This window comes from Streptomyces sp. CBMA29, from assembly GCF_014596445.1.
Lineage (GTDB): Bacteria > Actinomycetota > Actinomycetes > Streptomycetales > Streptomycetaceae > Actinacidiphila.
Window position 1 is genome coordinate 1 of the sequence record NZ_MECL01000136.1, and the last position, 25,693, is coordinate 25,693.

Here is a 25,693-nt window from a genome sequence, read left to right on the forward strand (position 1 = left end):
GACCACATCGACGCGGCCCGCCGCCTCCAGGCGGGCATCCTGCGCCCGGCGCGGGCCGCCGCGACCCTGCGACAGGGCCGCGGCCCGTTCGGCCCGCGTCCGGCGCCGCGGGTCAGGTCGCCGCGGGCGTGAGGCTCAGGTCGAGCCGCAGCGGACCGCGGACGAACACCCCGCTGTCCGGTGCCGGGGTGCCGTCGGCGAAGCCCATCTCGGCGAAGGCGTCGAGGAGTTGGTTGGCGCCGACCTCCACCTCGGCCTTCGCCAGCAGCGCGCCCACGCAGAAGTGCCGCCCGAGCGCGAACGCCAGGTGGTCGGCGGCGGCGCTGAAGGCGTTCGCGGTGGTCAGGTCCGTGCGGTGGATGTCGAAGGTGTCGGGCCTTTCGTAGTGCCGCTCGTCCCGGTTGGCCGCGCCGATCAGACAGGTGACCGTCGCGCCCGCCGGGATGGTGACGCCGTGGAGCGTGACGTCCTGCGCCGGCTGCCGCATGATCATCTGGAGCGGGGGAGTGAACCGCAAGGACTCCGCGAAGGCCGCGGGCACCAGGTCGCGGTCGGCCCGCACGGCCTCCAACTGCTCCGGGCTGGCGAGCAGATTGCGGAACATCCCGGAGATCGCCTTGTCGGTGGTCTCACCGCCCGCGGACAGCAGCAGGCTCACGAACGAGGTGATGTCTTGGTCCGTCATCACCGTGCCGTCGATCTCCGCCGTGCACAGCGACGACAGCAGGTCCTCACCCGGCTCGGCCCGCCGCCGGTGGATGATCGGCACCAGATACGCGGCCAGTTCCCGGCTCGCGCGCATCCCGGCGTCGGCGACCTCGGGGTCCTGCGCGAGATTGGCGAAGAAGCCGACCACGGCGGCGTACCAGGCGTGGAAGCGGTCGTGGTCCTCGCGGTCGAGCCCGAGCATGTCGACGATCACATTGACCGGGAAGCGGGTGGCGAACTGGTCGACCAGGTCCGCCTGTTCGGCGTCGCGGAAGGCGTCGATCAGATCGCGCGCGTTGCGCTCGATCACCGGCAGGAACCGCTCCCGTAACTCCCGGCCGCGGAAGGCCGGTGCCACCAGCGCCCGGTGGACGGAGTGCTCCCGCCCGCTCATCTGCACGATGGTCCGCCCGCCGTGCACCGGTTCGAGCTGCCAGGCGTAGTTGTCGGTGGTGAACACCGGGTCCCGGAAAGCCCGTTCGACGTCCTCGTACCGCGACAGCAGCCAACTGCCGGTGCCCTCGTGGAAGACGACCGGGTAGTGCTCCCGCAGGACCCGGTAGGCCGGATACGGGTCGGCCGCGAACTGCGGCGAGAGGATGTCGGGCGGCTGCGGTATGACGGTCACGATACGTCCTCTGCTTCCGTGCTCACGGGCGCGTACGGCATGCGGGCGGTCACGACGCTAGGGCACGGCGGGCAGCCGCACCTAGGCGCTTTCGCGCCCCGTGCCGGCCCCTACACTCCTGGCCATGCTGCCTCTGGACGACCCCCGCTGGCCCACCCTCGACCACCGCGACTGGTCGAACGGCAAGGGCGGTTCCGACGCCCCCTACGTGCCCGACGAACTGCGCCATCTGCTCGACCACCCCGCCGACCGCGAACGCTTCGGCGACCTGTGGCCGTACCTCTGCTCCGAGGGCACCGCCTGGCCCGCCGCGTACGCCGCCGTGCCGCACATCGTCGCCATCGCACGCGGCCTCCCGGCGGCCGAGAGGGACGACTACCTGTACGTGATCGGGCTCGTCGCCATGTGCTCTGGCGAGTACGGACAGGTTTGGGACGGCCTGCCCGACGACCTCGCGCAGGCGTACCGGCAGGCGCTCCCCGAGTCGCTGGCCCTCCTCGGCGAGACGCTGGTGGCGGGCGAGCACGACCAGGTCACCACCGGCTATCTGCTCGCGGCCACGGCCGCGCTCAAGGGACACGGCGAATACGCCGAGATCCTCAACGACCTCGATGTGTACGCCGAATGCCAGTCCTGCGGCGAGCCGATGCTCGAACTGCCCTGATCCGCGCCGACCGTATACGGCGCCGAACCGGTCAGACCGTTTCGCCGAAGCCGGGAAGAATGGCGAGGCGCCGTACGGTCGCCTTCTTGGCGATCTCGATGCCGGGCGCGTAGGTGTCCGAGTCGTACCAGGCCCGCGCCTGTTCCACGCTGCTGAACGACAGCAGCGTCAGTCCCTTGGCGCCGTCCCACGTGCCCTCGACGGCCTCGGGCCTGGCATTGATCATCAGGTACTCGCCGCCGAATTCGGCCACGGCCTTCTGCGCGATCTCCCGGTAGTCCGCCATGGCGGCCATGTCGGTCACTTGGATTTCCAGCAGGACATACGCGGTCATCTGCGGTCTCCCCGAATTCGGCTGCGACATACGTCACGTGACGTGGAACGCGGTGGATCACACGTGATCCGGCGCTCAGCATGCCGAATTCGGGACGGCCGCGCAATGGTCCCCAAAGTCCTCGCTCCGTGCGGGAATCGGCGTGACTGTCACGCTCCGGCCCGCGACCGGCTCACCGCTGCGTCGCGGTGAACCGCCAGTGGCCGGAACCGATCGCGTAGACCGCCTCCTGGCCGTCGCTGTGCAGCAGTCGGGCACCGTGCGTGGCCTCGAACCGCGGATGCCGTGCGTCGGGCAGCGGCACACGGACGGTCGCGGTCGAGCCGACCGGCACCGTGACGTCGAGCGTGGTCCGGCCGTTCGCGACGGTCCAGGAACTGGCGACCGTGCCGAGCGGGGTGGCGATCGAGGCCACGGCGTGCCGCATCCCCGCCGGGATCCGCGGCGCGACCGTCACCGTACGGTAGGCCGGCCCGGTCGGCTGGATGCCCGCCAACCGCGTGTAGAGCGAGGCGTTGATACCGGCGAACATCGCGTGGTCGTGGGTCTCCATGTTGGAGTAGTACGTCCACTGCTCCCACGAACTCGTCGCGCCCTGGCCGATCTCGTACCCGAAGCCGGGGTAGGTGCGCTGGTCCAGCACCGTCATCGCCACATCGATCCGGTCGATCGCGGCGAGCGCGTCCATCAGGTACCGGGTGCCGAAGATGCCGGTGTCGAGGTGTCCGCCGTCCTTCTCGGTGATGGTGGCGACCAGTTGCCGTCCGACGGCCGCCACATTCGCGGCGGGCACCATGCCGAAGGCCAGCGGCAGCACGCTCGTGGTCTGCCGGCCGTCCCCGTAGGTGTCGCCCGCCGCGTTGAGGAACGCGGCGTTGAACGCGTCCTTGATGTCCTGCGCCAGCGTCCCGTAGCGGGCGGCGTCCGCGCTGTGGCCCAGCGCCGTCGCCGACTTGGCGACATCCACCGCCTGGAGGTACGACAGCGCCGTGTTCACCACCGACACCTCGCTGGTGCAGGCGCCCGCGTTCGGCCCGCCGCGCCCGCCGTTGGCGTTGGCACCGCGGTCCGGCGGACACCAGTCGCCGAAGCCCCGGTCGCTCGGCCAGACATGCCCCGGCACCTCGGCGGCGTTCGTGTCGACGAACGCCTTCATCGCCGGATACGTGGCCGCCAGCGTCGCCCGGTCGCCGTACTGCTCGTACAGCGTCCACGCCAGCGTGACCTGGTTGCCGCCCATGTCGGGCTGCTGCGCGTTGCCCGCGTCGTTCGGCAGAGCCGTGCCGGGCGGCATGTCCTGGAGGTACTTGGCGTAGTAGCGGTCCATGCCGAACTCACGGGTGGACGCGTCGTGATACGCCTGCACGTCCATGCCGGGAGGCGTCCGCTCGTCGCGGACCGGATTGTCGGTCGGGACGCTCATCGAGTTGTTGAGGACGCTCCACCGGTTGTTCCGCCAGATCTGGTTCAGCAGCGCGTCGGAGGAGGAGAAGGCGCCCGTCGAGGCCACGTCGGCGTGCACCACGCGCGCGTCCAGACTGCTCAGGGCCGGCTTGCCGGGGAAGCCGGTGACCTCGACGTAGCGGAAGCCGTGGTAGGTGAAGCGGGGCTCGTACGTCTCCGCCGTACGGGTGCCCGCCAGGGTGTAGGAGTCGGTCGACGCCGCCGACCTGTTGGTGGCCGTGTCCAGCATCCCGTCCGCGCCGACCTCCTCCGCCGTCCGCATCTTCACTGTCGTCCCGGCGGGGCCCGTCACCCGCAGCCGCTCCCAGCCCGCGATGTTCTGCCCGAAGTCGTAGACGTAGACGCCGGGCTGAGGCTGCGTCAGCTTCACCGCGCGCAGCGTGTCCGTCACCCTGACCGGCGGCATGGTGTCCGCGACGAGCTTGTCGGAGGGCGCCGCCACCGTCCGCACCGGCTGCCAGCCGGAGTCGTCGGACCCGGCGCGGTCCCAACCCGGCTTGTCCAGCCGCGCGTTGTAGCTCTCGCCCGCGTAGAGGTCATTGGCGGTGATCGCGCCGGTCGACCACTTCCAGGAGTCGTCGCTGACGACGCTCTGTCGGGTGCCGTCGGAGTAGCTGACATCGAGCATCACGACGGCCTGCTTCGGCCCGGTCCAGCGGAAGCCGTACGGGCTGAACCGCGGCCCGTATCCGTTCCCCAGCCAGAGGCCCACCGTGTTGGCGCCCTGCTTGAGCGAGCTGGTGATGTCGTAGGTGGCGTACAGATCACGCTGGTCGTACGGCGTGCTCGCCGGTGCGAGCACCCGGTCGCCGACCTTCGCGCCGTTGAGGTGCATTTCGTAGAAGCCGAGGCCGTAGACGTACGCCCGCGCCCTGGTGACCTTCTTCCGGCTGTCGAGGGTGAAGCCCTTGCGCAGCAGGGGCGCCGCGGGGTTCGGGTCGAGCAGCGTCGGGTCGCCCTTGGGTTCGAGCTGCCCGTCGGTGATCGCCGAGTCGGGGAAGTACGGGTCGGGCGAGGCGGAGAAGTCGTCGGAGAACAGCGTGGCTCCGTCCAGGCCGCGCACCACGATGTTGTCGTACAGGGCGTCCTCGGCGACATTGCCGGTGGTCGAGGTGCGGAAGCCCAGGGTTCCGGCGGTGAAGGTGGTGTCGGTCCGGGTGTCCACCCGCGTGCCGTCGACCGAGGTGGTGATCGTGCCGCCGTCCGCCCTGACGGTCAGGTGGTGGGGCGCGCCGGCGTTCGCCGTGGTGATCACCGGGCTGAGGTCGACCTCACCGAGGGTGGCGAAGGAGCCGTCCTTCTGGACGTGCGGGCGCAGCAGCACCTTGCCGGGCGTCGAGGCCGCGTTGATCTGCCACATGTAGTAGTCGCGGCTGTCCTTGACGCGGAACAGGACGCTTGCCGCGCCCGCCTTGATGGTGAAGTCCGTGTCCAGGGTGAAATCCGACCAGGAGGCGGCGGCGCCGGTGTCCGGAGTGATCCACCGCGCGCCCTTCCAGTCCGCCGAGTTGAGCAGGCCCATCTCCCAGTGCCCGACCGGACTCCAGGCCGACGCCCGGCCGTACGCGTCCCAGACCTGCACCTTCCAGTAGTAGGTGCGGGAGGACTCCAGCCCGGGACCGCCGTAGGGCACGCCGGTCGAATCGTCCGTCGCCACCCGGCCGCTGTCCCAGACGTCCGCCTTCGGGGAGTTCAGCCGGGCCGCGCTGCTCGCCACCAGCACCCGATAGGCGCTCTGCCGCTGGCCGTTGGCCGCGGCGCGCAGTTTCCAGCCGAGCGCGGGACGCGGATCGTCGATGCCCAGCGGATCCGTCGTGGCGTCAGCGGTCAGCTCACCCACAAAGACTCCGCCGGACGCGGCCTGCGCGGCCGAGGGATGACCGAAGGGCGCGCCGCCCAGGGACAGGGACGTCACCAGGGCCGCGACGGCGATCCCGTACGACAGTTTTTCCCGCGCAAAACCGGACATCGGACTCCTTGCAGTGAGTGAAACGATTCACTCCATTGGGGCGTGAGAAACGTATGAGAGCGGGTGGCGGGGCGTCAATACGTATGACGCGGACCGGTTCCGTGCTGCGGCCATCCGGAGGTGCGCGCCCCATCCATCGGAGCAGACATCGTTGTCGACATTGAAAGACGTTTCAATTTCCCGGTCTTGGTCTTTGGTGCAATTCCGAGCACACGCCTATTGACCCGCTGCTGAGATGGACTTAGGTTCTCCACGGCTCATGTTGAATCGTTAAATGGTCTGCTCCGCTTCGGGTACGGCGCCTCCCCGTGGCCCGCGCCCGGAAACCGACCGCCCAGCACCCCTGTGAGACGGGCCCGTCCGGCGCGACGGCGGACTGAATCGATTGACCGCGCAGGCAGCGCCGCATCTCGGCCGCGCACCGCGCGACGTACTCCAGAGGGGACACCGATGACCGCACACACCGCAGCGCGGCCCGACGGCGGACGGCCCGTACGAGCCCGACCGGCCGGGCTCGTACGGGCGTTGACCGCCGCCCTGCTGCTCACCTCGGCCACCGGACTGCTGCCCGCCGTCACCGGACAGGCCGCGGCCGACAGCGGCCCGGCCTCCTGCCCCTGGCTGCACTCCAAGGCCGCTCCTGAACAGCGGGCCGCGCAGGTGCTCGCGCGGATGACCACCGACGAGAAGCTGTCGATGACCCACGGCAGCCAACTCCCCGGCTACGCGGGCGTGGTGGCCCCCATACCCCGGCTGTGCGTTCCCGCGCTGAACCTCAACGACGGGGGAGCGGGCGTGGTGATGGGCGGCACGACGGCCATGCCCGCTCCGGTCGCGGCCGCCGCCACCTGGGACCCGGCCGTGGAGACCGCCTACGGACAGGTCGTCGGCGCCGAGGCGAAGACCAAGGGCGTCAGCGTCAACCTCGGACCCGATGTGAACCTGGAGCGCGACCCGCGCGGCGGGCGCGTCTTCGAGATGGCCGGTGAAGACCCCTACCTGTCCGGCGCGATGGCCACAAGGTACGTCCAAGGCGTCCAGTCCCAGGGCGTGATGGCCGACCTCAAGCACCTCGCGGCCAACGACACCGAGCAGAACCGCAACAACGGCAACGCGATCGTCGACGAACGCACCCTGAACGAGATCTACTACCCGGCGTTCAAACAGGCCGTCCAGCAGGGCGACGCCGCCTCCGTCATGGCCGCCACCAGCCTGGTCAACGGCGTCCACTCCAACGAGGACGCGTATCTGCTGAACCGGACCGCCAAGCAGGACTGGGGCTTCGACGGATTCGTCGTCACCGACTGGGACGGCGCCCGCAGCACCGTCCAGGCCGCCAACGCCGGTCTCGACCTCACCATGCCCGCCCCCGGCAACTTCGGACAGCCGCTCGCCGACGCCGTCCGCTCCGGGCAGGTCGGCATGCCCGTGCTCAACGACAAGGTCGTCCGGCTGCTCACCGAGGAATTCGCCTACGGCCTCTTCGACACCACGCCCGGCTCGCCCGCCGCGACCGCGACCACCCCCGCGCACGTCGCCACCGCGCGCGACATCGCGGCGCGGGGCACCGTCCTGATGAAGAACGCGGGCCGGCTGCTCCCGCTCGACCCCGCCAGGACGCCCACGGTCGCCGTGATCGGCGCCGCCGCCAAGGACGCGCCGATCACCGGTGGCGGCGGCAGTTCGCACGTACCCGTGGACGCCTCGTCCGTCGTCACCGTCGCCGACGGCATCGCCCAACGGCTCGGCACGAAGGGCCGCGTCGACTACCTCGGCTCCTGGGCCGCACAGGCGTCCTCCTCCGCCGGCCCCTCAGACCAGCCGCGCAACATGGTCGACGGCAACGCGGGCACCCGCTGGTCCAGCGGCGCGCCGATGGCCGACGGCCAGTGGGTCAGCGTCGACATGGGCGCCTCGCACAGCATCGACCGGGTCACTCTGGACGCGGGCAACAGCACCGACTACGCCCGTGGTTACCGCGTCCTGCTCTCCTCGGACGGCGCCGCATGGGGCGACCCGGTCGCCGAGGGCGCCGGCACCGGACAGGTCGTCACCGCGACCTTCACCGCCCGGCAGGCCCGTTACATCAGGATCGAACAGACCGGCACCGCCGACAGTTGGTGGTCGATCGCCGAACTGACCGCCTTCGGCGCGGACGGCACCGGCGCCCAGGTCGCCATCGGCAGGACCGGAGTCGGCGTCCCCGGCGTGACCGACAAGCTGCCGACCGTACCGGCCGCGACCTTCACCACCGGCGACGGCCAACCCGGCCTGACCACAACGTACTTCAACAACCTCGACCTGTCCGGCGCCCCCGCGCTCACCCGCGTCGAGCCGGACATCGACGACCACTACACGGCCGCGCCCGGCCCCGGCGTCAACCCGGCCGGATTCTCCGTGCGGTGGAAGGGCTATCTGACGGCGCCGGTCACCGGCACGTACACCTTCTCGATGGCCAACACCGGCGGCATCCGGATGACCGTCGACGGGCAGCCGGTCTTCCAGGACTGGGCGCAGTACGGCCCCGGCGTGTCCGCGATCCGCCTCAAGGGCGGCGTGCGGACGTCGATCACGGTCGAGAACTACCAGCCGGTCAACGGCCCCACGGGACCGGTCGCCGGGACGCCGACCAGCCCGCCGAGCAACGGCTCGGTCACCCTGGGCTGGCAGGTGCCCGACACCGCGGCCATCGCCGCCGCGGCGGCTGCCGCCAGGCAGGACAGCGTCGCCGTGGTCGTCGTCAACGACGACGAGAGCGAGGACGGCGACCGGCAGAATCTCACCCTGCCCGGCGCGCAGGACGACCTCGTCGCCGCCGTCGCCGCGGCCAACCCGCACACGATCGTCGTCCTCAACACCGGCGCGCCCGTGCTCATGCCGTGGCTCGACAAGGTCGACGGCGTCCTGGAGTCCTGGTACGGCGGCCAGCAGAACGGCGCCGCACTGGCCTCCGTCCTGTTCGGCGACGTCAACCCCTCGGGCAAGCTGCCCCAGACCTGGCCCGCGAGCATGGCGCAACTGCCGACCGCCGACCCGTCCCGTTACCCGGGCGCCGTCGATGTCGCCACCAACACCACCAACTACCACTACAGCGAGGGACTCGAGGTCGGCTACCGCTGGTACGACGCCCACCACCTCACCCCGCTCTTCCCGTTCGGCTACGGCCTGACCTACTCGTCCTTCTCGTTCAGCGGACTCACCGTCTCACCGGGCGTCACCGGCACGACCGGGCCGGTGAAGGTCTCCGCGACGGTGAAGAACACCGGCACCCGTACCGCCTCCGAGGTCGCCCAGCTCTACGTCGGCGCCCCGGCGGGCGCGGGTGAACCCCCCAAGCAGCTCAAGGGATTCCAGCGCGTCACCCTCCGGGCCGGACAGTCGCGACGCGTCACCTTCACCCTCGCGCCTGACGACCTGCGGACCTGGGACTCCACGGCCCACGCGTGGACGACGATTCCGGGCACGTACCGGATCTACGTCGGAAACTCCTCCCGTGATCTGCCGCTGACCGGCGCCCACACCCTCACCACGACCACCGGAGCCCGTACCGTCACCACACAGGCCCCCGCCGCGCTCGACCCCGTTCACGGCAACGTGGTCACGACCACCCTCACCGCGGGCGGCACGCGGACGCTCCAGCACGTCCGGCTCGGCCTCGGCGTACCCGCCGGATGGACCGTACGGGCCCTGACGCCCGCCACCTTCAACCGTGTCGACCCCCGCACCCGCCCGCACACCTCATGGCTGGTGACCCCGCCCGCCGACGCGCAGAACCGCCTGTGGCGGCTGACCGCGACGGCTACGGCGTCCGGCGGATTCGGCGTCTCCGGCGGCCAACAGGTGACCACCGCGCCGCTGGTGGACGCGCGACTGACCTCCGCCACCAAGCTGGCACGCACCGGCACCGCATTCCCCGCGACCCTCACCCTGCGCAACGCGACCGACCAGACCGTCACCGTCGCCGCCGACATCACGGCACCGACCGGAGTCACCGTCACACCGGCCAAGGCCGCGGTGACCCTGCGCCCACGCGCCACCGGCACCGCCGAGCTGACCGTCACCGTCGGAGCGAAAGCCACCTCCGCGGCGCTCGACCTCACCGGCACCGTCACCGTGGCCCGCCACGACCACCCGCTCGACGGCGGATCGCTCGCACTGCCCCTGCTGTACGGATCGCTCGCCGCCGCCTACGACAACACCGGGGTCGGCGACGAGACCGCGCCCGGCGCGGCCGACTTCGACGGCGCGGGATTCAGCTACTCCGCCCAGGCCCTCGCCGACGTCGGCGTCACGCCGGGGCAGCCCGTCGCACACGGCCAGGCCACCTTCACCTGGCCGGACCCGGCACCGGGCGGCGCGGACAACGTGGTCGCGGCCGGTCAGCACATCGCGGTGGACAAGAACGGATCCGCCCTGTGGCTCCTCGGCGCCGCGAACAACGGCAGCGGATCGGGCATCGGCACCCTCACGTACACCGACGGAAGCACCGCCCCTTTCACCCTCGCCCTCACCAACTGGACCCCGAGCACGCCGCTCCCCGAGGACGAACCCGTCGTCACCGCACCCCGCTGGAACCGTCCCCCGAACAGCGGCTATCCGGCCGACACCGCCGTCAGCCTGTACGCCACCAAGGTCCCCCTGGCTCCGGGCAGGACGCTGGCGTACGTCACCCTGCCGACCACGGTCACCGGCGATCAGGCGGGCACCCGACTGCACGTCTTCGCCCTGACCGTCACCTAGGGTCCGCCCGGCGGACGGACCCGCCGGACCATGACCGCCGTTCCCCGTCCACCCCTCCCGGGCGGGGAACGGTACCGCCGAGTGCCGTACACGCCGGGCCGGGCGCGACTAAGGTGTGCCCGGCCCGCACCCGCCCGGCGGGCCGGATGTTCCTTGGGGGGACCATCATGCGTATCTCACCGCGCGCCTCGCTGCGCGCCACCTTACTGACCACCGCTGTCGCGCTCGGACTCGTGGCCGGGGGAGTCGCCCCCGCGCAAGCCGCGACCGGCTACGACCGCTGCCCGCAGGGCGCCCTGTGTCTGTTCGACCAGCCCGGCGGCCAGGGGACCATGACGTCCTACACCGCCGCGCAGCCGACGCTCGGCGCCTGGGACGACAAGGCGTCCTCGGTCTACAACCGCACCGGCTACCACGCCCTGTGCATGTACAGCCTGGCCGACTACCAGTACCTCGACGCCGTCCACGACGTCGAGGCCGACACCACCGGCACCGGCGACGACCGCTGGGAGCTGTCGCGGTTCACCAGCCCCGGCGCCACCCTCGACCACAATCTCAGCTCCTTCCGCTGGGCACACACCATGCGGGAGTGCCAGGGAGGTCCCGAGTACCTGCCGTGGATCGCGCCGTACGGAGTCTTCAAACGCCCGGCCCAGCCGTTCGGCGATCTCAACGGCGACGGCCGCCAGGACCTGCTGCTGCGTACGTACTCCGGAAAGCTGTGGCGGCTGCCCGGCGACGGCAGCGCGGGTCTTGAGGGCTCCGGCTGGAACTCCATGTCGGCGCTGACCCGGCACGGCGATCTCAACGGCGACGGCACGGAGGACCTGCTGGCGCGCGACACCACCGGCCGGCTGTGGATGTATCCGGGTACCGGCCGCGGCACCTTCGGCGCCCGGCTCCTGGTGGGTCCCGGCTGGAACACGATGACCGCCGTCACCGCCGCCGGAGACCTCGACGGCGACGGCAAGGGCGATCTGCTGGCGCGCGACACCACCGGCCAGTTGTGGATGTACCCCGGCCGGGGCGACGGCACCTTCGGCACCCGCCTGCTCGTCGGCCCCGGATGGAACGTGATGGGCGCTTTCGCCGCCCCCGGCGACCTGACCGGCGACGGCCGTCCCGACCTCGTCGTGACCGAGCTGTCCACGGGCAAGCTGTGGCTCTATCCGGGCGACGGCCACGGACGCCTCGGCGCCCGCGTCCTGGCGGGCACCGGCGGCTGGACGCCCTTCACCACGCTCCTCGGCATCGGCGACCTGACCGGTGATCTGCTGCCCGATCTCGTGGCCGCCACCACGGGGCAGATGCGCGTGTACTCGGCGGGTACGTCGGAGGGCGTCTTCGACACCGGCGCGCGCGTGAGCCTGTCCGAGGGCGACGCCCTGTTCTGAGCCCGCCAGGGAGTCGCGGAGGTCACGCGCGGCGGTCGGTTCGCCGATCGCCGCGCTGATCCGGCGGTGCCCTGCGCGGGCCGCTCAGCCGGAGGCGCGGACCCTGATCAGCGGCGCGTCCCGCGAGAATTCCCGGAATCCGACGCCGTAGTACAGGGCGCGCGCCGCCGGATAGCCCGGCGCGCCCAGGCAGGCGACGGTCGCGTGCGTGGCCCCGGCGGACCGCGCGCGACGCATGCCGTGCAGAAGCATCGCCCTGGCCAGCCCCAGACGCCGGTAGGCCGGATGGGTGCCGACCGGTTCGAACTCGACGGTCGCGTTGGCCTCGTCGAGCCACATGACGGCCGAGGACGCCATCGCCCCGTCCGGCGCCTCCACCAGGAGGTGCAGATCCGCGCGGTAGCCCGTCGCCCGCCGGACACCCTCGTAGCTCTCGGCCGTGTACGTCGAGGGCGCCCACGCGTCCACGTGAGCCTGGAAAGCGGCCCGCGGTCCTGCCTCCTCGGCGGTGCGGAACCGGAATCCGTCCGGCAGCAGCGGCTCCTCGACGTCGGTCAGCTCCCGCGCGTTGAGCTGCGTCCAGGACCCCTTCTCACCGAGCGAGGCCGGATCGGGCTCGTAGCCGCGCGCCGCCCACCGCGTCAGGCCGAACGCGTCGGCGCCGCTCGGCACCACCGTCCGTTCGACGTCCGGCGTCGTGGCGTGGAACCAGTCGATCACCTCGTCGACCAGCCTCGCGTGGTCGGGGTGGACCTGATACGCCAGATAGGCGCCGGTCGCGTCCCGCACGGAACCGTCGCTGCGCCGCAGCCGGTGCGGAAGCTGGGCCCAGCCCCACGCGACCGGCTGCCCGCCGGAGAACCACAGCCGCCGCGGCCAGTTCGCGCCGCCGACGGCGTGCCCCTTGCCCCAGTTCCACGCCAGCTCGCCGTACGAGGCGTCGGTGTTCACCAGGTCAGGGCGCGCGGCGGTGACGCGCTGCGCCATCTCCTGCATGAGCTGTACGTCCGCGGCGGTCAGCAGCTCGAGGGTCGTCATGGTCGCCACGGTGCCAGGACGCGGCGGAGCCGTCGAACCGTTTTCCGGGCCACCGGTCGCGGCGGCCGGGAACACGGAGCGGGCGTGTCGTCACCGACCTCGGCGGCAGAGCCGGACCGGGGCTCAGCCCTCTGCGGGTCGCGGGCCGTCCGACTCGGCGGGGAAGCAGTCCAGCCGGGCGTCGGCCAGTTCCTGGAGTGTGCCGCCCGCCGTCAGCCAGCCGAGCAGGCACGACGGCAGTAACCACGGCCGCAGCGATGTCGTCACCGGTACGAAGGTGATCTGCCGGTCCGTGGTGTCGAGCACCGCCCAACCGCCGTCCCTGACCAGGGGAACGGCCGCAATCCGGCAGGTGTCGTGCGCCGCGGCGACGGCCAGCAGCCAGCGGCTCGCGTCCCCTGCCGAGCGCGACCTGCTGCCGTAGAGCACATCGGCGAGCTGCCGCCACTTCGGCGCCTCGTGGGTGTCCGCGTCGACCACGAAGTGCTCGTCCAGGACGCGGTGTTCACCCGGCAGGGCCGGGCCGGGGGCGGCCGAGAGGACGGCCTGCCGCCCCGGCGTCCGTACGGCAAGCGAGAGCGCGGGCGCCGGTCGGTCGGCCACCGAGGCCGTGGGTATGTCCCTTTGCGCGAGGGCGAGTTCGACGGGGAATTCGACGCCGAGTTCGACACTGACCAGACATCGGCCGCTCGGCGGCTGAGGTCCGTTCGCCCATGTCGCCGACCCGCTGTCCATCGCCATCCGGGCCGTCCCCCTCCCGCTGGACCCGCTGCGCCCGCCGGAGCCGCCCGGCCCTGAGCGCCTCCGGTACGGCCCTCACGAAGAGGCCGGGGACCGGGCCGTTCTGTGACAGGACAGAACATCAAACCGGCATGTCGCCCGCGTTACGGTCAGCGAACGAGCGATGACGGATTCCCGTACCGGCGTGGCGTGTGGGGGATCTCCGCAGGCGCGCGCTCAGCGCTCCGCGCGGTCGAAGCGGCGGATGAAGCGCCGCTGCCACGGCGTCTCCACGGCGCGGTGGTGATAGTGCCGGCGGACGAAGGCGACGGCCTCGTGCGCCGGGACCCCGTCCAGAACAGCCATGCAGGCGAGGGCGGTTCCGGTCCGCCCGATGCCGCCGCCGCACGCGACCTCCACCCGCTCGTCCGCCGCGCGGGCCAGCGCCTCCTCGAAGGCAGCCCGCGCCTGCCGCCGGTCCGAGGGCAGCCGGAAATCCGGCCAGCGCACCCACCGCGCGTCCCACCGGGTCAACGGCGGCTCGCCGCCGAGGAGATAGACGCCGAAGGACGGCGTCGGCCCCGCCGGAAGCGCTTGGCGCAGGCCGCGTCCGCGCACCAGCACACCCGACGGAAACCGTACGATCCCGTCGTCCGACGGGTCCCAGCTCTCGGTCATCCCGGAACCCTACCGAGACCCGCTGGTCGCGACCCGCACACCGGCCCGCCGCCACACCGGCCCGCCGCCACACCGTGAGCGGCGAACCCTCGCGGACAGGCGATCATGGGGTGACCGATCCGGCCGGAGGAGAACGGAGAGCGCCATGCCCGAGGGCTGGGAGTGGGACGAGACCTTGTTCCTGGGCTCGGCCCGCTACTACCGGCGCGGGCGGCTGCCGTACGCGCCGGGACTCGCGGACGTCCTCGCGCGGGAGCTGGGCCTCGACGGGCGGGGGCGCCTGCTCGATGTGGGCTGCGGTCCCGGCACGGTCGCGCTCGGTCTCGCGGACCTGTTCGCCGACGTCGTGGGAGTGGACCCGGACGGCGCGATGCTCACCGAGGCGCGGTGCCAGTCCGTGGCCGCGGACGTGTCGGATCGCACTCGGTGGATCCAGGCCCGCGCCGAGGAACTGCCCCTGGATCTCGGCACGTTCACCGTCGTGACCTTCGGCCAGTCCTTCCACTGGATGGACCGCGACAAGGTGGCCGCGACGGTGCGGGCCATGCTGGCGCCCGGCGGCGCCTTCCTCCAGATCGCGGATCTGAAGAACGAACGCCGGACCGCGCGGGGCCTGCCGTATCCCGCCGTCCCGTACGACGGGGTCGACGCGCTCGTCAGGGAACACCTCGGCCCCGAGCGGCGGGCCGGACAGGGAGTGCTGCGGCACGGCACACCAGGGGACGAGACCGCGGTGCTGGCCAGGGCCGGATTCGTCGGTCCGCGCCGGCTGGTCGTACCGGGCGGCGAGGCGCTGAAGCGCACCGGCGACGACGTGGCCGCCTGGGTGTTCTCCCTGTCGTCCTCCGCGCCGCACCTGTTCGGGGACCGCCGGGACGCCTTCGCGGCCGACCTCGACCGGCTGCTCGAGAACGCCTCCCCGTCCGGCCGTTTCTCCGAGCGCCAGCCGAGCACCGAGGTGTTGGTCTGGCGCAAGCCTCCACACCCCTGAGGGGCAACCGGCATACGGAAAGGCGCCGTTGGCGGGCGGCCGGAGGAGCGGAGGGCCACCCTCCAACGGCGCGGGCGACACGCGTCAGCCCACGGCGGTCAGTTGATCGTCCACTGCTGGAGGGCCGCGTCGGTCTTCGCCTGCTGTGTGACCAGCGCGCCGTCGGCCGCCGACGCGGCGGTCAGCAGCAGCCCGCTCTTCACCGAGGCCACGGTGTACGCGCCACTGGCCTGCTTGGTCACCGTCCAGTGCTGATTGCTGCCCCCGGTGCACGTCCACTGAACGACCTTCGCCCCGGCGCTGGTCGAGCCGTCGCTGACATCGGCGCACAGCCCCGACTCGCCGTTGACGAGCTGATAGGAGCCGTCGGCCTGCTGGGTGAACCGCCAGGTCTGATTGGCGCCGCCGTTGCCGGTCCAGGTGAGGAGCTGGGTGCCGGCCGTGGTGCTGTGGCCCGGATCGTCCAGCGCCCTGCCCCCGGTGACCAGCGCGTGCGGACCGTTCAGCCCGCCCGGTGCCGTACCGACCGGCGTCATGGTCAGTGTCTGCTCGGCGGCGGTCCGTGCCCCGCCCACGGCGTTGCCCGTACCGTTGGTCCAGTAGCGGGCGGGTGTGGTCTCGGTGAGCCGCCCGGAGGCCGCCGACAGGCCGAGGACCAGGCCGCTGTAGCGGTTGACCAGCCGGTACGCGCCGGACTTCGCGCCGTCCGGCGACGCGCCGGGGACGACGAACCACTGCTGCCCGACGGTGGGTCCGCCCGTTCCCGCCGCGGTCACGGTCGGCGCCGCGCCCCATGCCCGGCCCGCGGTGGCAACGGAGTTGACGCCCAGCAGCGCGCCGCTGGAGGCGTTGACGATCCGGAAGGACCCGTCGCCGTTGCCCGCGAACGCCCAGGTCTCCAGGCTCGATCCGGTGGCGCTCGCCAGCGAGGTCGTCGCGGCGCCGCCCGACACCTGGGCGAGCAGACGGCCGTTCCCGGCGCCGATCCGGTACGTCTTGGCCGGGTCGAAGGCCGGTGCGGCCGGTGCGGTCGAACCGACGGTGATGTTCGCGTACTCGCCGCTGGACTTCGCGCAGGCGATCGAGCAGTACGACCGGAAGGTCTTGCCGACGATCGTGGAGTTGGTCCTGTTGGCGCCGTCCACGAACCAGCGGTACCACGACCCTGAGGTGTAGCTGCCGGAGTCGCCGATCGGATACCACTTCTGCGTCGCGAGGTCGTCGGTGACGTAGAAGCGCTGCGGCGCCGTGCCCGACACGACCTCCGGCTCGCCGATGTACAGGCCGAGATAGGCGTCGTAGGTGATGTTCATAATGAACAGGTCCGATTTCGCGGGCAGTTGGCCCGCCGCGACCTGCTGGTCCACGCTGCCGGTGGTGGCCGGGTCGTAGTCGTCCGCGACCGGTGTGTAACCCGTCGGGTGCGACGACGTCACCGGCGCCATGTTGCTCTCCCGGCCGCCCACACCGGGCTGCGACCAGGAGCCGTCGTACCACTTGGACCACGTACCGGCCGCCATCTTCCCCGACAGGGGAGCGCGGGCGACATGCGCGAGGCCGCCGTTGCCGCCGCCCACACCCGCCTTGGGGATGATCCGAGAGCCGTAGTAGACGTAGAAGTAGCCCGAAGCGGTGTCCACGTACAGCCGGGGGTCGCCGTCTCCGTAGTCGTACGTCTGGTTCGGGAAGGCGGCGCTGTCGCTGCGCGCGGTGCTGTACGGCGAGGTGATCGCGTGGCCGAGGATCGTCCAGACCTTGCCCTGGTTCGTGGACCGGGCGTAGTCGATCGAGTCGTAGTGCAGGCCGTCGCCGAAGGGCTGCGGTGTGAACTCGTTGTGCACCAGGCCGTACCAGTCGCCGGTGTCCGGATCGACCCACACCCCGACGAGGTCGCAGAAGTTGCGCTGTGAGTAGCCGGAGCCCGGCCCCGCGGACGTCGCCTGGAGGCCGGTCGGGCTGTTGTCGCAGCGCCACGTCGTGTCGTTGTTCTTGTCACTGGAGTTGGCCGGATTCACCGCGTTGCTGATCGCGGCCGAACGGGAGGCGCCGTCGAAGTCCTTACCGGTGTAGAAGTCCCAGACCCGCGGGTCGTTCGCGCCGTACAGCGAGGCCGACTGCTGGAAGTAGAAGGTGCCGTCCTTGTCGACGTACGCGCTGGCCGGGGTGTCGGTCGGATAGGCGTAGGACGCCGTCGACCCGACGGAGATCGTGTACGTGGCGGCGGGCGGGGCGGCCGACGCCGGGGCGGTCGCCAGCGCGCCGCCGAAAGCGGCCAGGGCCAGGGCGACGACCGCGGCGACGAGTCTTCTACGAGGTGCTGGGCGAGGAGCTGACACGAGGACTCCTTCTTCTCGGCGGACGGCCGGGCCGGGAGCGCCCGGCGAATCCGGTGGGGGACCGGGCAGGAGAGTAGGGCTCATTTGACCGGTAAAACAAGAGGGCGAGGCACACAACTCCGGCCATGCGTACGGCTGTCCGCCGCATACGGCCGCCCGACGGTGCGGCCCGCGGGCATACTTCCTGCTGGGCGCGGTGCGGTCCGGCGCAGGACCACGCCACGCCCTCCTGTGAACGGTCCATGCCGAGTGACGGTCGATGCCCAGGGGGACGCATGGTGACGATGCAGGACGTGGCCGAGCGCGCCGGAGTCACCAAACAGACCGTCTCCAACGTCGTCACCGGCCGGGTACGGGTGCGGCCGGTGACCGCGGCGCGCGTGCGCGCGGCGATCGAGGAGCTGGGCTACACCCCGAACCTGGTGGCCAGGTCGCTCGCCACCGGCACCACGATGACCGTCGGCCTGTTCGTCCCCACCGTGGCCAGCTCCTTCTACTCCGAGATCGTCGAGGAGGTCGAGGACGTCCTGGAGCGGCACGGCTACCACCTGCTGCTGTGCACCACCCGGCTCGACGGCGAACGCGCCCGGCGCCACCTCGCCGGTCTGTCCAGCCGCTCGGTCGACGCCCTGCTGATAGCGGGCGACCGCGACCTCATCGACCACCTCCCGCTGCTGGCCGACGCGCGCTTCCCCGTCGTGCTCTGCGCCTGGGAGAACGAGGCCCCTGAGCTGTTCCCCGTCGTCACCATCGACTACGAGGGCGCCGGTCACCTCGCGGGACGGTACCTGCGCGGCCTCGGCCACGAGCGGGTCGCCGTCGTCGCCAGCCCCGCGCACACCGTCCGGGTCGCGGGCTTCCGCCGCGCCTTCGCCGCCGACGGCCTCGCCGTCCCCGACACCGCCGTCTTCCTCGCCCCGGAACCGACCCCCGAGGGCGGCTTCGCCGCCGCGACCGCCGCTCTCACCGCCGACCCCCGCGTGACCGGCGTCTTCGCCACCCACGACGTTCTCGCACTCGGGGCGCTGGAGGCCGCCAGAGCTCTCGGCCGCTCCGTCCCGGACGATCTCTCGGTCGTCGGCCACGACGACAACGCCGAAGTCCGGCTCTGCCGACCGGCCCTCACGACGGTCGCCATCCCCAAACGTCAGATGGCCCGGCAGGCCGTCGAACTCCTCCTGCGCGCCATTCCCCGCACCGGCCCGCAGACCGCCACCCTTCACCTCCTGCGCCCCGACCTCATCGTGCGCCACAGCACCGGACCCGCCCGGAGGCGTTCCGGCAACTGACGCCCGGTCACGACGGCGCCGGGGGAGGCGGGTACGGCGGCGGCACCGCGACCCGCTTTTCGTACCCGCCGCGCCCACGGCTCAGGAGTCGTCGCCGCCCCGGCCCCGGTGCTGACCGCCGTCGTCCGCGCCGTGACCGCTCCCGTGCCCGTTTCCGTGCCCGTTTCCGTGCCCGTTTCCGTGACCGTCGCCCGACCGGTCGCCGCCGTGGTCGTCGGCTCCGGGGGAGCGGGTCGGGCTCGGGGTGCCATTGCCGTGGTCGCGGCCGTGGTCGTCACCTCCGGGGGAGCGGGTCGGGCGGGGAGTCGCCGCGCCCCGGCCGCCGCCGCGGCCGTGGCCGTCCAGACTGACGGCGCCGGAGGTCGCGTTCACCGTCAACTCGCGCAGGACGCCGTCCTTTCCGAGCACCCTGACCTCCCAGAAGTCCGTGCCGGAACGCTCGACGGAGACGACCGTCCCCGGATACGGCTTGAGCGCGGCGGTCACGGCCCCGGCCGCCGTGAGGCCGGTGCTGCCGGGGGTCGGAGTGCCTGTGCGCGGGACGCCCGTCGGGGCCCCCGCCGACGGCGTACGGCGGTTGCCGCCGTGGTCGTCGCCCGCGTCGTGCGGGGACGTGGCGCTCGGTACGGCCGCCGCACGGCCACCGTGGTCGTCCGCGGCGAGGGCGGTGTAGCCGCCACCGGCGAGCAGGGCCGCCGCGGCGACGGCGGCGACGGTGATGTTGCGCTTCATGAGGAGCCTCCCCGGCCGGGCTGTACCCGGCCTGTGTCGTTGCTGTGTCCGTGCCAACACGATGGCCGGAGCAAGCTGAAGGCAGCCTGAAGCGACCTGAAGATCGCTTCAGGTTCGATTGGGGAGGATGGGCCCATGCGCTTGCTGATCGTGGAGGACGAGAAGAGACTCGCCGTCTCCCTGGCCAGGGGACTGACGGCCGAGGGCTTCGCCGTGGACGTCGTCCACGACGGACTCTCGGGACTGCACCTGGCCGGAGACCGCGCCTACGACCTCGTCGTCCTCGACATCATGCTGCCCGGCATGAACGGCTACCGCGTGTGCGCCGCACTGCGCGCCGCGGGCAACGACGTACCGATCCTGATGCTCACGGCCAAGGACGGCGAGTACGACGAGGCCGAGGGCCTGGACACCGGCGCGGACGACTATCTGACCAAGCCGTTCTCCTACGTCGTGCTCGTCGCGCGGGTGAAGGCACTGCTGCGCCGCCGGGCCTCGCCCGGCGCCTCGCCGGTCCTGCGGGTCGGCGGCCTCGCCGTCGACATCTCCGCACGGCGGGTGTTCCGCGGCGAGGACGAAGTGGCGCTCACCGCGAAGGAGTTCGCGGTCCTCGAACAACTCGCCGTCCGGGCGGGCCAGGTGGTCGGCAAGCCGGAGATCCTGGAGCACGTCTGGGACTTCGCCTACGACGGCGACCCCAACATCATCGAGGTCTACATCAGCGCGCTGCGCCGCAAGCTGGGCGCGGCCACCATCCAGACGGTACGCGGCGCCGGTTACCGCCTGGCCACGTCATGAGGCGCCGCCCGCTCGGGTCCGTGCAGGCCAAGACGGTGCTGGGCGCGACCGCGGTGGTGACCGTGGCGATGGTGGCCGCCGGGATCGCGGTCCTCCTCTCGCTCGGCGCCAACCTCACCGAGCAGGCCCAGAGCCAGGCCAACGACACCGCACGCCGCGTCGCCGTGACCGTCGCGACCCGCAAGGCGGACACCGCGCTCTACTCCGGGCTCGCCCTCCCCGACGACGCGCCCGTCCAAGTGACCACCACGGACGGACGGTTGCTCGCGGCGAGCAGGACCCTGGACAAGGTCAGCGGCACGGGAGTCGCGGACGTGCGCCCGAAGCCCGTGCCGAGCCCCACCTTGAGCCCCGCACCGACGCCCACCCCCAGCCTGACACCAACGCCAACAGCGACCGAGGACCACGGAGGCGGCGGTGGGCGCGGCAGGGGCCGGGGCGGCCGGGACGACAGCGCGGAGGATGCGAGCCCCAGCAGCAGGGGGAGCGACGACCACGCCACGCCCACCGGCACCGCCGACCCCGTGGTCGGCGAGATCAGCGGCACCGTCCAAGAGGGCGCGGGGCACGCCACGTTGGACGGCCGCGCCGCCGCCTACCGCTTCGCGACGGTCAAGGCCACCGACCTCGCGGGGCAGACGGTCCTGGTCCACGCGGGCGCCTCGCTCGCGGCGCGCGAGAGCGCCGTGCGGACCACCACCGTGGTCATGCTGGCGGGACTGCCCGTCCTGCTGGCGGTCGTCGGCGGCGTGACCTGGCTGGTCACCCGCCGCGCACTGGCCCCGGTCGCGGGCATCCGCCGCGAGATGGCCGCCATCACCGCCTCGGAAGACCTCTCCCGGCGGGTGCCGGAGCCCGCGGCGCACGACGAGGTGGCCCGGCTGGCCCGTACCACCAACGAAACGCTCACCGCCCTCGAAGCGTCCGTCGAACGGCAGCGCCGCTTCGTGGCCGACGCCTCGCACGAACTGCGCAGCCCGATCGCCTCCCTGCGCACACAGCTCGAAGTCGGCTCCGCTCACCCGCGGTTGCTCGACGTCCCCGGCGCGGTCAAGGACACCGTGCGACTCCAGCACCTCGCGGCCGACCTGCTGCTGCTCGCCCGCCTCGACGCGGGGGAGACCCCGACGCAACGGGCGGTCGATCTGGCCGCGTTGGTGCGCGAGGAGGCCGAGGGGCGGGCCGCCGACCGTACGCCGGTCACCGTCGACATCGCTCAGGACGCCGCCTTGAGGGCCGAAGTCAACGGGTCACGGGGCCAGTTGGCCCGGCTCGTCCGCAATCTGCTCGACAACGCCCAACGGCACGCGCGCACCGAGGTCACCGTGTCCGTACGCCGCGGGGACGGGTGGATCGTGCTTGCGGTCGCCGACGATGGCGAAGGCGTATCGGAAGCCGAGCGCGAGCGGATATTCGAGCGGTTCGTACGGCTCGACGAGGCCCGCAGCCGGGACGACGGCGGGGCCGGGCTCGGCCTGGCCATCGCCCGCGACGTGGCGCACCGGCACGGCGGCTCGCTCACCGTCGGCGCCGCGCAGAGCGGCGGTGCCCGCTTCGAACTCCGGCTGCCGGCCGCCGATGTGTGACCCCGTCAGTTCCCCTCAGCTCACCGTCAGCTCACCGTCAGTTCCACGGCATGCGCGAGCGATGATCCCAGTACGCGACCGGGGACTGCGCCAACTCTGTGGCGAGCAAGCCGAGTTGCGAGCCGTTGAGACGGACGTCGGCCGCGCGCAGATTCGAGGCCAGTTGGTCCTCGGTCGCCGCTCCCGACAGCACCACGTCGACCCACGGCTGACGCAGCGCGGCGGCCAGCGCCAGAGCGTCGTAGGAAGCCCCGGTCGCCTCGGCGACCGGAGCCAGCACCGCGTCCAGCCGCGGGCCGCGTTCGGCGAGACGCCCGTTGGCGAGACCTTCCTTGATGATGACGGTACGACCCGCCTCGTGCGCCTCCGCCAGCGCGGGGCCCGCCGACGGCTCCAGGACGTTCCAGGTGGACTGGACGCTGCCGAACACCGGACGGCCGTCCACGCTGACATCGAGGGCCGCGCGGATCGCGTCACCCTGCCGGGGCCCGCTGGTCGAGATGCCCACGGCCACCCCCTGACCGGCGAGCGCGACCAGCCGCCGGTGCAGGACGGGATCGGTGAGAGCCGGGCTGTCCGGTGTCACCGAATGCACCTGGTAGAGGTCGAGCCGGTCGCCGAACAGCGCGCGCGTCTCGGCCAGTTGACGGTCGTAGACGCCGACCCCGTGGTCCTTGATCTCATGGGTCTCCGCGTCGACCCGCCAGTCCGCCGTATAGGTGTAACCCCACTTGCTGCCGACCATGACCCCCGGCCGGTCACCGCCCGCGTCCAGCCACTCGGCCAGGAACTCCTCGGCCCGGCCGTACGAGCGCGCCGCGTCGAAGTAGCGGACGCCATGCGCGTAGGCGAAGTCCAGCACCTCGTGCGTACGCCGTCGCATCGCCGCCACGTCCCGGCCCGGCGGCAGATCCCGCTCCCGGCCGAGATTGATGTATCCGGGCCGCCCGAGAGCGGCCAGGCCGAGGCCGATCCGGTGGGGTACGTCGGCGAGCGACGGCGGCGGCTGCGTGACCATGCGACGGCTCCTGACCGTGGGACGACTGCGACTGCACGATGACTACGACTGCTACGACGAGGACGGCTGCGGCTGTGCGACGCGGGCGTACTCCCGCGACGTCCCGCCCACCCGCATGATCACCGTACGTCGCCCGCCGCCGCGCCCGTCACCCGCCGCACCGGCCCGGCCCGCACGCGCCTGGAGCGTCCCGTACCGTCCTGGACCGGCCTGGCCCGTGCCGCCCGCCGCACCGGCCTACGGCTTCGCCCCGTCCGACCAGCGGTAACACAGCTCCGGGCGGCCGACCTGCCCGTACTGGGGGCTGCGGACCGCGAGCCCGGTGTCGACCAGGTGTTCCAGATAGCGGCGGGCCGTGATGCGCGAGACCCCTGCCGCCTGGGCCGCCGCAGCCGCCGACAAGCCGCTGTCCGCCGCCGCCCGCAGCGCCGAGGTCACCGCTTCGAGGGTCGGACCGCTCAGCCCCTTCGGCAGCACGGTGGCCTGCGGACTGCGCAGCGCGCCCAGCACCCGGTCCACCTCGTCCTGCCCGGACGCCTCACCGCCGGCCGCGTCACTGCGGTAGCGCGCCCAGCGCTCCAGCCGGTCCCGCAGCGAGGGGAAGGTGAACGGCTTGAGCAGATACTGCACGACCCCGAGTGAGACCGCCTGCCGTACGACCGTGAGATCCCGCGCCGAGGTCACCGCCACCACATCGGCGCTCTGCCCCGCGCTGCGCATCCGTCGTACCAGGTCGAGACCGTGGCCGTCGGGCAGATTGAGGTCGAGCAGCACCAGGTCCACCGGCTCCCGGCCCAGCAGGCGCAGCGCGGCGCCGCCGGTGTGGACGACGGCCGCCACCGAGAAGCCGGGCAGCCGCTCGACGTACATCCGGTGCGCGTCGGCCGCCACGGGATCGTCCTCGACGACCAGGACCCTGATCACGCGCGTGCCTCCTGCCCCAGCGGCAGCCGTACGGTGAACGCCGCGCCGCCGCCCTCGGCGCGGTCGAGGCCGACCGTGCCGCCCGCGCGGCGCGCGGCCTGCTCGACCAGGGCGAGGCCGAGACCGTGGCCCTCGCTCTTGGTGGTCCACCCGCGCCGGAACACCTCGCGGATGGTGGCGGGGTCGACACCGCGCCCGGAGTCCGTGACCTTCAGCAGCAGCTCGTCCTCCTCGACCTTGGCCCGTACGGTGACCGACGGCCGGCCGCCGCCGCGGGCAGCGCCCTCGATGGCCGCGTCGATCGCGTTGTCTATCAGGTTTCCCAGCACGGTGACCAGGTCGCGGGCGGTGAGCGCGGGCGGCAGGACGCCGTCGTCGATCCGGCTGTCCTCGGTGACGGTCAGCTCAACCCCGCGCTCGTGGCTCTCGGCGGCCTTGCCGAGCAGCAGCGCCGCGAGCACCGGTTCGCCGACCGCCGCCACCACCCGGTCGGTGAGCGCCTGCGCGAGTTCCAGCTCGGAGGTAGCGAAGTCCACCGCCTCCTGCGCACGGCCCAGTTCGATCAGCGACACGACGGTGTGCAGCCGGTTGGACGACTCGTGGGCCTGGGAGCGCAGCGCCTCGGCGAAGCCGCGCACCGAGTCCAGCTCCCCGGTCAGCGCCTGGAGATCGGTGTGGTCGCGCAGGGTGACCACGGTGCCGCGCCGCTCGCCGCCCCGTACCGGCGAGGTGTTCACGACCACGACCCGCTCGGACGTCAGGTGCACCTCGTCGACCCGCGGCTCGGCGGCCAGCAACGCGCCGGTCAGCGATACGGGCAGGCCGAGGGTGTCCACGTACCGGCCGACGACGTCCTGCTCGCCGAGGCTCAGCAGCTCGCGCGCCGCGTCGTTGCACAGCGCGACCCTGCGGTCGGCGTCGAGCAGGATCAGGCCCTCGCGCAGCGCGTGCAGTGTCGCCTGGTGATAGTCGTACATCCGGCTCAGCTCGGTCGCGGCCATCCCGTGGGTGTGCGTGCGCAGCCGCCGGTTGGCCACATACGTGCCGAGGCCGCCGACGACGAGTGCGGCCAGCGCCACCGCGACCAGGGCGGTGAGCTGTTTGCGGACCTGCTGGCTGATGGTGTCGACCTTGATGCCGACGCTCACCAGCGCGACGATCCGGTCGCCGGAGCGGACCGGCGTCACGACGCGTACCGAGGCGCCGAGCGAACCGGTGTACGTCTCGGTGAACGTCTGCCCGCGCAGGGCCGGGGCGATGTGGCCGAGGAAGTGCTTCCCGATCAGCGACTTGTCGGGGTGGGTCCAGCGGATGCCGTGGGTGTCCATGATCGTCACGAAGTCCACGCCCGCGTCCGCGGTGACGCGGTCGGCGTACGGCTGGAGGGCCGCGGTGGGATCGGCGGAGCGGGCCGCGCGCACCACGGTGTCGGAGTCCGCGACGGCGGTGGCCGCGGCGGAGACCCGGTCACGGGCCGCGTCCTCGGCCCGGCTGCCCGCGTTGACGTACGCCAGCACGGCGCAGCCGCCGACCACCAGGGCCACGATCACCACCTGCACGGCGAAGAGCTGACCGGCCAGGCTGCGCGGCCGGGTCCGAGAGCGGCGGAAGCGGCTCAGTCCGGCCGCCGTGCTCGACGTGGGGGGTATGGCGGGCATGCACAACAGTGTGCACGCAGTCTC

At 72.2% G+C, this 25,693-nt stretch carries 19 protein-coding genes; 8 read left to right on the forward strand and 11 right to left on the reverse strand.

What is annotated here, in order from left to right; all coding sequences use genetic code 11:
• Nucleotides 1-112 precede the first annotated feature (112 nt).
• Nucleotides 113-1,336, reverse strand: a complete 1,224-nt coding sequence (locus BGM09_RS18920; protein WP_188282814.1) for a cytochrome P450 — start codon at nt 1,334-1,336, stop codon at nt 113-115.
• A gap of 124 nt (nt 1,337-1,460) precedes the next feature.
• On the opposite strand from BGM09_RS18920, the gene BGM09_RS18925 reads away from it, so the two are divergent.
• Nucleotides 1,461-2,000 carry a hypothetical protein gene (locus tag BGM09_RS18925; RefSeq protein WP_188282815.1) on the forward strand — a complete coding sequence of 180 codons (540 nt, stop codon included), beginning with the start codon at nt 1,461-1,463 and terminating at the stop codon, nt 1,998-2,000.
• Between the two features lie 31 nt (nt 2,001-2,031).
• On the opposite strand, the gene BGM09_RS18930 is transcribed toward BGM09_RS18925, so the two are convergent.
• Both BGM09_RS18930 and BGM09_RS18935 read right to left on the reverse strand, forming a co-directional pair.
• Nucleotides 2,032-2,334, reverse strand: a complete 303-nt coding sequence (locus BGM09_RS18930; RefSeq protein WP_188282816.1) for a DUF1330 domain-containing protein — start codon at nt 2,332-2,334, stop codon at nt 2,032-2,034.
• Between the two features lie 172 nt (nt 2,335-2,506).
• Complete coding sequence (locus tag BGM09_RS18935) at nt 2,507-5,767, reverse strand: family 78 glycoside hydrolase catalytic domain (RefSeq protein ID WP_188282817.1); 3,261 nt, start codon at nt 5,765-5,767, stop codon at nt 2,507-2,509.
• 450 nt (nt 5,768-6,217) lie between these two features.
• Between BGM09_RS18935 and BGM09_RS18940 the strand changes: the two genes are divergently transcribed.
• Nucleotides 6,218-10,507 (forward strand): glycoside hydrolase family 3 C-terminal domain-containing protein, encoded by a 4,290-nt coding sequence (locus BGM09_RS18940; RefSeq protein WP_188282818.1) that lies wholly within the window; start codon nt 6,218-6,220, stop codon nt 10,505-10,507.
• Between the two features lie 167 nt (nt 10,508-10,674).
• Complete coding sequence (locus tag BGM09_RS18945) at nt 10,675-11,901, forward strand: FG-GAP-like repeat-containing protein (protein ID WP_188282819.1); 1,227 nt, start codon at nt 10,675-10,677, stop codon at nt 11,899-11,901.
• An 84-nt stretch (nt 11,902-11,985) separates the two neighbouring features.
• Here BGM09_RS18945 and BGM09_RS18950 read toward each other — a convergent pair whose 3' ends face one another.
• The 3 genes from BGM09_RS18950 to BGM09_RS18960 form a co-directional block, all read right to left on the reverse strand.
• Nucleotides 11,986-12,939, reverse strand: coding sequence for a GNAT family N-acetyltransferase (locus BGM09_RS18950; protein WP_188282820.1), 954 nt, complete (start codon nt 12,937-12,939; stop codon nt 11,986-11,988).
• Between the two features lie 123 nt (nt 12,940-13,062).
• Nucleotides 13,063-13,680 (reverse strand): hypothetical protein, encoded by a 618-nt coding sequence (locus tag BGM09_RS18955; protein ID WP_188282821.1) that lies wholly within the window; start codon nt 13,678-13,680, stop codon nt 13,063-13,065.
• A 216-nt stretch (nt 13,681-13,896) separates the two neighbouring features.
• Entirely contained in the window at nt 13,897-14,337 is a 441-nt protein-coding gene (locus BGM09_RS18960) for a protein-tyrosine phosphatase family protein (RefSeq protein ID WP_188282822.1), read from the reverse strand.
• A 145-nt stretch (nt 14,338-14,482) separates the two neighbouring features.
• Here BGM09_RS18960 and BGM09_RS18965 point away from each other — a divergent pair, with 145 nt between their 5' ends.
• Nucleotides 14,483-15,328, forward strand: a complete 846-nt coding sequence (locus BGM09_RS18965; protein WP_188282823.1) for a class I SAM-dependent methyltransferase — start codon at nt 14,483-14,485, stop codon at nt 15,326-15,328.
• A 98-nt stretch (nt 15,329-15,426) separates the two neighbouring features.
• Here BGM09_RS18965 and BGM09_RS18970 read toward each other — a convergent pair whose 3' ends face one another.
• Nucleotides 15,427-17,664 (reverse strand): RICIN domain-containing protein, encoded by a 2,238-nt coding sequence (locus BGM09_RS18970; protein ID WP_317452778.1) that lies wholly within the window; start codon nt 17,662-17,664, stop codon nt 15,427-15,429.
• Between the two features lie 275 nt (nt 17,665-17,939).
• Here BGM09_RS18970 and BGM09_RS18975 point away from each other — a divergent pair, with 275 nt between their 5' ends.
• Nucleotides 17,940-18,953 carry a LacI family DNA-binding transcriptional regulator gene (locus BGM09_RS18975; RefSeq protein ID WP_188282825.1) on the forward strand — a complete coding sequence of 338 codons (1,014 nt, stop codon included), beginning with the start codon at nt 17,940-17,942 and terminating at the stop codon, nt 18,951-18,953.
• Between the two features lie 81 nt (nt 18,954-19,034).
• Here BGM09_RS18975 and BGM09_RS18980 read toward each other — a convergent pair whose 3' ends face one another.
• A complete protein-coding gene (locus BGM09_RS18980; RefSeq protein ID WP_188282826.1) occupies nt 19,035-19,685 on the reverse strand; it encodes a PepSY domain-containing protein in 651 nt (216 codons plus the stop codon).
• 135 nt (nt 19,686-19,820) lie between these two features.
• Between BGM09_RS18980 and BGM09_RS18985 the strand changes: the two genes are divergently transcribed.
• Together BGM09_RS18985 and BGM09_RS18990 are read left to right on the forward strand one after the other, a co-directional pair.
• On the forward strand, nt 19,821-20,483 hold the full coding sequence (locus BGM09_RS18985; protein WP_188282827.1) for a response regulator transcription factor: 663 nt from the start codon (nt 19,821-19,823) through the stop codon (nt 20,481-20,483).
• A gap of 68 nt (nt 20,484-20,551) precedes the next feature.
• Nucleotides 20,552-22,069, forward strand: a complete 1,518-nt coding sequence (locus tag BGM09_RS18990) for a sensor histidine kinase (RefSeq protein WP_411158333.1) — start codon at nt 20,552-20,554, stop codon at nt 22,067-22,069.
• A 37-nt stretch (nt 22,070-22,106) separates the two neighbouring features.
• On the opposite strand, the gene BGM09_RS18995 is transcribed toward BGM09_RS18990, so the two are convergent.
• The gene (locus BGM09_RS18995; RefSeq protein WP_188282829.1) at nt 22,107-23,087 is read right to left on the reverse strand and encodes an aldo/keto reductase; all 981 of its coding nucleotides are present in this window, start codon (nt 23,085-23,087) and stop codon (nt 22,107-22,109) included.
• A 16-nt stretch (nt 23,088-23,103) separates the two neighbouring features.
• Between BGM09_RS18995 and BGM09_RS19000 the strand changes: the two genes are divergently transcribed.
• Nucleotides 23,104-23,355 (forward strand): hypothetical protein, encoded by a 252-nt coding sequence (locus BGM09_RS19000; protein WP_188282830.1) that lies wholly within the window; start codon nt 23,104-23,106, stop codon nt 23,353-23,355.
• On the opposite strand, the gene BGM09_RS19005 is transcribed toward BGM09_RS19000, so the two are convergent.
• Nucleotides 23,325-24,011 (reverse strand): response regulator, encoded by a 687-nt coding sequence (locus BGM09_RS19005; protein WP_188282831.1) that lies wholly within the window; start codon nt 24,009-24,011, stop codon nt 23,325-23,327. The two genes, BGM09_RS19000 and BGM09_RS19005, sit on opposite strands and share 31 nt — an antisense overlap.
• Nucleotides 24,008-25,669 carry a sensor histidine kinase gene (locus tag BGM09_RS19010; protein ID WP_188282832.1) on the reverse strand — a complete coding sequence of 554 codons (1,662 nt, stop codon included), beginning with the start codon at nt 25,667-25,669 and terminating at the stop codon, nt 24,008-24,010. Before BGM09_RS19010 ends, BGM09_RS19005 begins: the two co-directional genes overlap by 4 nt.
• Nucleotides 25,670-25,693: the final 24 nt, after the last annotated feature.